Origin of the sequence: Paracraurococcus ruber, assembly GCF_004353985.1 — a bacterium.
GTDB lineage: Bacteria > Pseudomonadota > Alphaproteobacteria > Acetobacterales > Acetobacteraceae > Paracraurococcus > Paracraurococcus ruber.
The window spans coordinates 1-7,767 of sequence record NZ_SMOA01000250.1 but is presented as its reverse complement, the minus strand read 5'-3'; the positions used below and the strand labels follow the sequence as shown (position 1 = coordinate 7,767).

Genomic DNA, 7,767 nt, shown 5'->3' with positions numbered 1-7,767 from the left:
GCTGGCCGCCGCGCCGCCCCTGGCGGCGCCGGCCAGCGCGCAGCCCGCCGCCGCGCGCGTGCTGCGCTACGTGCCGCAGACCGACCTCACCGTCCTCGACCCCGTCTTCACCACCGCCTACATCACGCGCCACCACGCGCTGATGATCTACGACCAGCTCTTCGGCCTCGACGCGCAGCTGCGCCCGCAGCCGCAGATGGTGGAGGCCTGGGAGGCGGATGGCGACGGCCTCACCTGGCGCTTCCGCCTGCGGGAAGGCCTGAAATTCCACGATGGCGAGCCGGTGCGCGGCCGCGACTGCGTCGCCTCGATCCGCCGCTGGGCGCAGCGGGATTCGCTCGGCCAGGTGCTGATGGGCCGCGTGGCCGAGATGACGGCGCCGGACGACCGGAATTTCATCATCCGCCTGACCCGCCGCTTCGGCCCGATGCTGGAAAGCCTGGCGAAGATCGGCCCGCCGGCGCTCTTCATCATGCCGGAACGCATCGCCGCGGCCGAGGCGAATACCCAGATCCGCGAGACGATCGGCAGCGGCCCCTTCCGCTTCGTCCCCGGCGAACGCGTGGTCGGCGCCCGCGTGGTCTATGAACGCAACCCGGACTATGTCCCGCGGGACGGCACCACCAGCTGGGCCTCCGGCCCGAAGCGGGTGCATTTCGACCGGGTGGAATGGACCGTGATGCCGGACCCCGGCACCTCCGCCGCCGCGCTGCGGAACGGAGAGGTGGACTGGTGGGAAAACCCGCCGAACGACCTCGCCCCGGTGCTGCGGCGGTCGCGCGACATCGTGGTGCGGCGGGCCAGCCCGCTGGGGACCATCGGCACCGGCGTCTTCAACTGCCTGCACCCGCCCTTCGACAAGCCCGCCGTGCGCCGCGCCATCCTGCGGGCGATGAGCCAGCAGGACTTCATGACCGCCGCGGCGGGCACCGACCCCTCGCTCTGGCGCGCCGATGCCGGCGTCTTCACGCCCGGCACGCCGCTGGCCAATGCGGCGGGGATCGAGGCCATCACCGGCCCGCGCGACATCGAACGGTCCCGCCGCGAGTTGCGGGAGGCGGGCTACAATGGCGAGACGGTGGTAATGCTGGCACCCTCCGACCAGCAGGCGCTGTCGGCGCTGGCGGAGGTGCAGCGGGACCTGTTCCAGCGGCTCGGCGTCACGGTGGACTACCGCGTCTCCGACTGGGGCACGCTGGTGCAGCGGCGCAACAGCCGCGAGCCCACGGACAAGGGCGGCTGGAGCATGTTCCACACCACCTGGAACGGGCTCGACGGGATCAATCCCGGCGTCATGCAGTTCCTGCGCGCCAACGGCACCAATGCCTGGTTCGGCTGGCCGACCGTGCCGCGCCTGGATGAGCTGCGCACCGCCTGGTTCGACGCGCCGGACCTGGCGGCGCAGCAGGCCATCGCGCAGGACATCCAGCGCGTGGTGTTCGACGACGCGCCCTACCTGCCCACCGGGCAGTTCTTCGGCAACACCGCCTTCCGGCGGACGATCACCGAGCCGATCTCGGAGATCTACGCCTTCTGGGAGGTGCGGCGGGCGTGATGGCGGGCCGCGTCTGCCGCTGCACGCCATGCGGCAGCGCGGCCACCGCCACCAGGGCGGCGGCGGGGTCCATCACCCCCTCCGCCGCCAGCAACGCGGCCTGCGTCGTCCCGTCCGGGGCGCGCTTCGGCGTGCCGAGCGACCCGTCCGCGGCGACCGCGCGCCACCAGGGCAGCGTGGCCTTCTCGATATCGGGCAGCGTCGCCAGGATGTAGGCGACATGGCGCGGCATCACGTCCAGATGCGTGCCGATATCGGCGAAGCTGACGACCTGGCCGGCCGGCACGCTGGCCATGATGCGCAGCACATCCGCCTTGATGCGGGCGAAATGCGGCGATCCGGCCATCCCGTCCTCCCCCCGGCTGGTCAGACGGCGCAAGGCTGACCCGGGCTGCCGTCCCGCGCCAAGCCTCGCTGCCCGCCGGCGATCCCCGCTACTCGGCCTCGCCGTCCCGCTTGAAGGGGGACATCCCGGCCAGCGCCTCCATCTCCCGCTCCATCGCCGGGCGCTCGCGGCGCAGGAAATCGTCCACCGCGCGGCGCAGGCCGGGATGGCGGATCCAGTGGGCGGAATAGGTGGGGCTGGGCAGGTAGCCGCGCTGGATCTTGTGCTCGCCCTGCGCCCCGGCCTCGACCCGCGGCAGCCCGTGCTCGATGGCGAAGTCGATGGCGCGGTAGTAGCACAGCTCGAAATGCAGGAAGGGCGCATCCACCACGGCGCCCCAGTTGCGGCCGTACAGCGCGTCCGTTCCCAGCAGGTTCAGCGCGCCGGCCACCGGCTCGCCATCCCGCTCGGCCACCATCAGCACCACGCGGTCCCCCAGCGCCTCTCCCAGCAGCGGCCAGAAGCGCGGGGTCAGGTAGGCGCTGCGGCCCCATTTCTTGTCGGTGGTGGATTTGTAGAAGCGGTGGAAGGCTTTCCAGTGCCGCTCCGTGATCTCCGGCCCGCGCAGCGTCTTCAGGACATAGCCGCTGGACGCGGCATCGCGCCTCTCGCGCTTGATGGCCTTTCGCTTGCGGGAGGAGAGGGCGCCGAGGAAGTCGTCGAAGCTGGCATAGCCCTGGTTGTGCCAGTGGAACTGGGTGCCCAGGCGGCGCAGCCAGCCGGTCTCGGCCAGCGCGGCCCATTCGGCTTCCTGGCAGAAGGTGATGTGGACCGAGGAGAGGTCGAGCTGCTCGCAGGCCTGCACCAGCCCCTGGCCCAGTGCCCCGATGCCGACGCCGCTGCCCGGCCGCACCAGCAGCCGCGGCCCGGGCACCGGGCTGAACGGCGCGCAGACCTGCAGCTTCGGGTAGTAGCTGCCACCCGCCCGCTCATAGGCATCGGCCCAGCCATAGTCGAAGACGTATTCGCCCTGGCTGTGGCTCTTCGCATACATCGGGCAGCAGGCCACCAGCTCGCCCGCCGCGTCGCGCAGCGCGGCATGCTGCGGCAGCCAGCCGGTGCGGCCCACGGCGCTGCCGCTCTCCTCCAGCGCCGTCAGGAAGGCGTGGCTGACGAAGGGGTTGCCGTCGCCGGCGCAGGCATCCCAGTCGGCGCGCGGGATCTCCGCGATGCTCGGATGCAGGGAGAGGGTGAGGGCCGGGGCGCTGTCGGGCATTCCCGCCAGCATGTGCGGTGCAGCGAGCCAGGAGCAAGGGCCGGCCGCCGGGCGCAGGGGGAAGGCCAGGGGGGTGGACCCCGCCGCCGCGCCGCGCCAGCCTGCCGCCCAAGGCCAGCTCCAGGCCCGGACGGATGCCCGGGTCCAGGCCGCGAAGGGGGAACGCCACCATGCCATCGTCACGCACCGGCCGCTTCGGCGGCCTGGCCGTCCTGCTCGGCCTGCTCGCCCTGGCCCCCGCCGCGCGGGCCCAGCAGCAGGCGCCGGGCCGGGTGGAGGTGATCCCCATCGCCTCCCGCACCCTCTCGGGCGAGGAATTCCTGGCCGGCGCGCGGGAGGGCGGAAAGCCCGCCCTGATCGCCGGGGAGCTGCGCCTGCCCGCCCCGCTGCGGCCGGGGCAGCGGGTGCCGGCGGTGGTGCTGGTGCATGGCTCGGGCGGGATCGGCGCCTCGACCGATCTCTGGGCGCGGGAGCTGAATGCGGCGGGCATCGCCGCCTTCCTGCTCGACAGCTTCGCCGGCCGCGGCATCGTCAGCACGGTGCAGGACCAGTCGCAGCTGCACAGCCTGGCGATGATGGTGGATGCCTATCGCGCCCTCGACGTGCTGGCGCAGCATCCGCGCATCCGCGCCGACCGGATCGCGGTGATGGGCTTCTCCAAGGGCGCGGTCGCGGCGGTGTATTCGGCCATGGGACGCTTCCAGGCCGCCTTCGGCACCCAAGGGCACCGCTTCGCCGCGCATATCGGCCTCTATACCCCGTGCAATGTCGCCTATGCGAAGGATGCCGAGGTCGGGCCGGCGCCCATCAGGCTCTTCCACGGGGTGGTGGATGACTATGTCGCGATCGGCCCCTGCCGGGACTATGCGGCGCGTCTGAAGCAGGCCGGGGCGGATGTGGCGCTGGCCGAATACGCCAATGGCCAGCACAGCTTCGACAATCCCTTCCAGCCCCTGCTGGTCACGGTCGCCGATGCGCAGACCACGCGCGGCTGCCGGCTGGAGGAAGGGCCGGGCGGCGCCCTGCTCAACAGCGAGACGCAGCGGCCCTATGGCCTCGGCGATGCCTGCGTCGGCCGCGGCGCGCATGTCGGCTTCGACCCGGTGGGGGCCGCGGCGGTCCGCGCCGCGGTGCGCGGCTTCGCCGAGGAGCGGCTGCTGCGGTAGCGGCCGCCACCGGGCGGCTTTCCGCGCCGGGTGGCATCGCCGGCCGCGGGCCGCGGCGCGGCGCGGCGCCCTGCCAGGGGTCATCGGGCATGGCCGTCCGCAGCGTCCCGGTGCCCAGGCATCCCCCGGGGGCCTCGATTCCGCGGCCTTGGCGCGCCGCAGGGCGGGTGTGCAGCGACGCCGATGGGGGCCGCCCGGCGGCGGCTGCCGTGCGGCGGCGCGGGCGCCCGCCGGTCATCCCACGGGGCCGGCAGGCGCCGGGCCGATCGGCATCCGCCCCGACCCGCGCGACGGCAACCAGCGGTCGGTGCTGCGCGCCAGGGCATTGTCGGTCCTGGCGGCCGGCGCAGGCGCCGCCTCGTCACCGGCCGGGGGCATCACCCGCGCAGCGGCATCTCCAGCGTCGCGCCGAAGGGCAGCGTGGTGAAGGCGTCCGCCGCCACGCCCTGCGCGGCCCGGGCGCGCGCCAGCCAGGCTTCCGGTTCCTCGATCGGCTCGTCCGTCAGCCCGGCGAAGGTGCCGAAATGCATCCCGATGCTGCGCCGCGCCCCCAGCGCCCGATGCGCCATCACCGCCTCATCCGGGTCCATGTGCTGGGTCCGCATGAAGAAGCGCGGCGCATAGGCGCCGATGGGCAGCAGGGCGAGGTCGATGCGCGGGAAGCGCCGGCCGATCTCGGCGAACCAGGGGCACCAGCCGCTGTCCCCGGCGAAATAGACGCAGGCACCCGGCGCTTCGAGCACGAAGCCGCCCCACAGGCTGCGGTTGCGGTCCCAGGGGGTGCGGGCGGAGAAATGCTGCGCCGGCACATAGGTCACGCGCAGCCCCGCCACCTCCGCGCCGTCCCACCAGTCCAGCTCCCGCGCGCCGCGGATGCCGGCCTTGGCCAGGTGCCGTGCGTTGTCGAGGCCGGTGACGGCCGGCGGCGCCCAGCGCCGGCGCACCGCCCGCAGCGTCGGCAGGTCCAGGTGGTCGTAGTGGTTGTGGCTGACCAGCAGCAGGTCGCAGCCCGGCAGCGCCGCCAGGGGCTGGCCCGGCGCCCGCACCCGCTTCGGCCCGGCGAAGGGCAGGGGGCTCGCGCGCCGCGACCAGACCGGGTCCAGCAGCACGCAGCGGCCGCCGACCTGCACCAGGAAGCTGGCATGGCCGATGAAGGTGGCGGCGATCCGGTCGGCCCCGGCCCGCGGGGGCGGCGGCTGCGGCGCATCCTCGATCCAGGCGGGCCAGGGGGCCGGCGTGCTCTCCCGCCGCCAGCGCCAGACATCGCGCAGGGTGCGCACCGTCGGGTCATGCGGGTTGCGGAAGCCCTGCGGCGCGTGATGCGCCGGCCCGGTCATGCCGGCCGGCCCGGATGCCGGGCCGGTCGAGCCGCCCGGCGGGCGTGCCGCCGGCAAACAGGCCCGGCGCGCGACGCCGCCGCGCCGGCGTCCCGACGCCCGCGCGCCGGTCTCATGCCGGCCGGCATGCATGCCGACCGGCAGGATCCTCGCGTCGAGCGCGCCGCCGCCACGCCGACCCTCCGCGCGATCCCGGCGCGCAGGCATCGGGACGTCCGCGCGCCAGCCTCATTTGCAGTCCAGAACCCGCACGTCGTAGACCGGGTGCTCCAGCATGCTGACGCCCGGCGCATTGGCGAACATCCAGCCGCGGAAGGCCGGCGCGCCGGGGCTGCGGCTGTCGCCGATCTCCATCCAGGCGGCGGCATCCGGCACCTCGCCGACCGGCCTCGCATTGCAGGCCCGCACCAGGATGGTGAGCGTGGCGAATTGCGCCGGCTGGCCGACCGTGGCGCGCAGGACGGACACGCGCGCCGTCACCTTGTCCAGCATCTGCAGCTCGGCGGTGCGCTTCGCCTCCCAGTCCTGCGCCGCGGCGGGTACGACGGCGGCCAGCAGCAGCAGCGCCGCCAAGCGGGCGGCCCGGGCAGTCCGGCTCATGCCCGGCGCTTCGGGCTCGGCAGCGCCTGCACCATGCCGGCGAGGATCTCGCGCATCGCCGCCTCGTCCACGCCCATCAGCACGGCGTCCTCGAAGGCGTCGCGCATGACCTGCGCAAGCTCGGCATGGTTCTCCGCCAGCACCTTCAGCTTCTCCCGGCAGGAGAGGGGGGCGCCATCGGCGCCCGGCCAGGCGGCGGGCGGCGCCAGCCCGGCCGCATCGGCCGTCATCGGTGGCTGGCGGCGCCCTGCGCCGCCGCCGCCCCCTGCTCGCCATTCTGCGTGGCTGCCTGGCTGTTCATCTGCGTGACCGAGAAGATGAACCGGCCCAGCAGCGATTCCAGGCTGACCGAGCCCTGGGTCTGGGTGATCCGGCCGCCATCGGCCAGCAGCTTGTCGCTGCCCCCCGGCACCAGGGAGACATACTTGCCGCCCAGCAGCCCTTCCGAGGTGACCTCGGCCGAGGTGTCGTCCGGCAGCTTCAGCGACGGGTCCACCCGCAGCGTCAGCACCGCGGCGAAGGTTTCCGGGTCGATCCGGCTGGTGGTGACGGTGCCCACCTTCACCCCGGCGATGCGCACATCGGCGCCATTCGCAAGGCCATCGATGCGGTCGAAGCTCGCGCTCAGCTGCATGCCATCCGCGGTCACCGTGCCGCGGCCGCTGTGCAGCACGGCATAGACCAGGAAGACCGCGGCAACGATCAGCACGGCCGCGCCGGCCGCGACCTCCGCCAGGCTGCGTCCCTTCATGCGATCAGGAACCGGGCGTCCAGGCCTCGTAGTCGCCGCCGGTCACGCGCCGGGTGCCGCCGGCATAGTCGTGGCCGGCGGGGCGATAGGCCTGCGCGGTGCCGGTCAGGTTCGGCCGGTGCTCCTGCTGCCAGGGGAAGCGCTTCCGTTCCGGCAGCGGCTCGGCGACCGTGTGGTGCAGCCAGGCATGCCATTCCGGCGGCACGACCGTCGGCTCCCGCCCCCCGCCGGCATAGATCGCCCAGCGCCGCGGCCGGTCGTAGATGGGCTGGTTCGTCTTCGCCTCGAAATAGGCGTTGCCGAAGCGATCGGTGCCGACCTTGCGCCCGCGCAGGGACGAGGTGAGGCGAAGCAGGAAGGACATCGGGGCGGGAAGGCTCCTCGGGGGGGCGGCCGGCAGGGGGGCGCGGCGGCAGGCCCGTGTGGCTGATACCATCGCACAACGCATGCGGCGGCGCAAAGTCGCGCGCTTCTCCACGATATCCACATGACGATATCCACAGCATGTTGCGGTCCAGGGGCCATCGAATCACAAAATCTGGCTTTCTTGGGTCCGATGGGCGGCCTAGCATCCGGCCCATGGCACGCATCCATGGCACGCTGTGGGAAGGGGTGGCGCTGCGCCGCAGGCGGGCGGGCGCCGATCCGGACGCGCCGCCGCGGCAGGTCGCCCTGCCCGCGGCGTGGGAGGGGGAGGCGGCCGAGGCGCTCGCCGCCCTGGCGCCGGGCGAGGGGCCGGTCAGCCTGGCGCGCGCCG

Annotated in this window: 9 protein-coding genes; 2 read left to right on the top strand and 7 right to left on the bottom strand. The window is 73.7% G+C overall.

The features are described from left to right. The first annotated feature begins 1 nt into the window (after position 1). Entirely contained in the window at positions 2–1,555 is a 1,554-nt protein-coding gene (locus tag E2C05_RS25940; RefSeq protein WP_133222556.1) for an ABC transporter substrate-binding protein, read from the top strand. Here the strand turns inward: E2C05_RS25940 and E2C05_RS25935 are convergent. Both E2C05_RS25935 and E2C05_RS25930 read right to left on the bottom strand, forming a co-directional pair. Next, positions 1,503–1,901, bottom strand: coding sequence for an MGMT family protein (locus tag E2C05_RS25935; protein WP_133222555.1), 399 nt, complete (start codon positions 1,899–1,901; stop codon positions 1,503–1,505). The genes E2C05_RS25940 and E2C05_RS25935 overlap by 53 nt on opposite strands. A gap of 88 nt (positions 1,902–1,989) precedes the next feature. Further along, positions 1,990–3,156 (bottom strand): GNAT family N-acetyltransferase, encoded by a 1,167-nt coding sequence (locus E2C05_RS25930; protein ID WP_133222554.1) that lies wholly within the window; start codon positions 3,154–3,156, stop codon positions 1,990–1,992. Positions 3,157–3,326: 170 nt separating this feature from the next. On the opposite strand from E2C05_RS25930, the gene E2C05_RS25925 reads away from it, so the two are divergent. Then, a complete protein-coding gene (locus tag E2C05_RS25925) occupies positions 3,327–4,322 on the top strand; it encodes a dienelactone hydrolase family protein (protein ID WP_133222553.1) in 996 nt (331 codons plus the stop codon). A gap of 377 nt (positions 4,323–4,699) precedes the next feature. Here E2C05_RS25925 and E2C05_RS25920 read toward each other — a convergent pair whose 3' ends face one another. The 5 genes from E2C05_RS25920 to E2C05_RS25900 all read right to left on the bottom strand — a co-directional run bounded on the left by E2C05_RS25920 (position 4,700) and on the right by E2C05_RS25900 (position 7,374). Then, positions 4,700–5,659: an MBL fold metallo-hydrolase gene (locus tag E2C05_RS25920; protein ID WP_133222552.1), complete on the bottom strand. Its 960-nt coding sequence runs from the start codon at positions 5,657–5,659 to the stop codon at positions 4,700–4,702. Between the two features lie 228 nt (positions 5,660–5,887). After that, positions 5,888–6,259, bottom strand: a complete 372-nt coding sequence (locus E2C05_RS25915; RefSeq protein WP_133222551.1) for a DUF2155 domain-containing protein — start codon at positions 6,257–6,259, stop codon at positions 5,888–5,890. Next, on the bottom strand, positions 6,256–6,489 hold the full coding sequence (locus E2C05_RS25910) for a hypothetical protein (protein WP_133222550.1): 234 nt from the start codon (positions 6,487–6,489) through the stop codon (positions 6,256–6,258). The genes E2C05_RS25915 and E2C05_RS25910 overlap by 4 nt, the downstream gene beginning before the upstream one ends. Beyond that, on the bottom strand, positions 6,486–7,010 hold the full coding sequence (gene mlaD / locus E2C05_RS25905; RefSeq protein ID WP_133222549.1) for an outer membrane lipid asymmetry maintenance protein MlaD: 525 nt from the start codon (positions 7,008–7,010) through the stop codon (positions 6,486–6,488). The genes E2C05_RS25910 and mlaD overlap by 4 nt, the downstream gene beginning before the upstream one ends. A gap of 4 nt (positions 7,011–7,014) precedes the next feature. Next, a complete protein-coding gene (locus E2C05_RS25900) occupies positions 7,015–7,374 on the bottom strand; it encodes an NADH-ubiquinone oxidoreductase subunit NDUFA12 family protein (RefSeq protein WP_133222547.1) in 360 nt (119 codons plus the stop codon). Between the last annotated feature and the right edge of the window lie 393 nt (positions 7,375–7,767).

Excerpts from the sequence above, each read along its gene's own strand:
- E2C05_RS25935 (WP_133222555.1), bottom strand. The coding sequence starts at position 1,901 with ATGGCCGGATCGCCGCATTTCGCCCGCATCAAGGCGGATGTGCTGCGC.
- E2C05_RS25930 (WP_133222554.1), bottom strand. The coding sequence starts at position 3,156 with ATGCCCGACAGCGCCCCGGCCCTCACCCTCTCCCTGCATCCGAGCATC.
- E2C05_RS25925 (WP_133222553.1), top strand. The coding sequence starts at position 3,327 with ATGCCATCGTCACGCACCGGCCGCTTCGGCGGCCTGGCCGTCCTGCTC.
- E2C05_RS25920 (WP_133222552.1), bottom strand. The coding sequence starts at position 5,659 with ATGACCGGGCCGGCGCATCACGCGCCGCAGGGCTTCCGCAACCCGCAT.
- E2C05_RS25915 (WP_133222551.1), bottom strand. The coding sequence starts at position 6,259 with ATGAGCCGGACTGCCCGGGCCGCCCGCTTGGCGGCGCTGCTGCTGCTG.
- E2C05_RS25910 (WP_133222550.1), bottom strand. The coding sequence starts at position 6,489 with ATGACGGCCGATGCGGCCGGGCTGGCGCCGCCCGCCGCCTGGCCGGGC.
- mlaD (WP_133222549.1), bottom strand. The coding sequence starts at position 7,010 with ATGAAGGGACGCAGCCTGGCGGAGGTCGCGGCCGGCGCGGCCGTGCTG.
- E2C05_RS25900 (WP_133222547.1), bottom strand. The coding sequence starts at position 7,374 with ATGTCCTTCCTGCTTCGCCTCACCTCGTCCCTGCGCGGGCGCAAGGTC.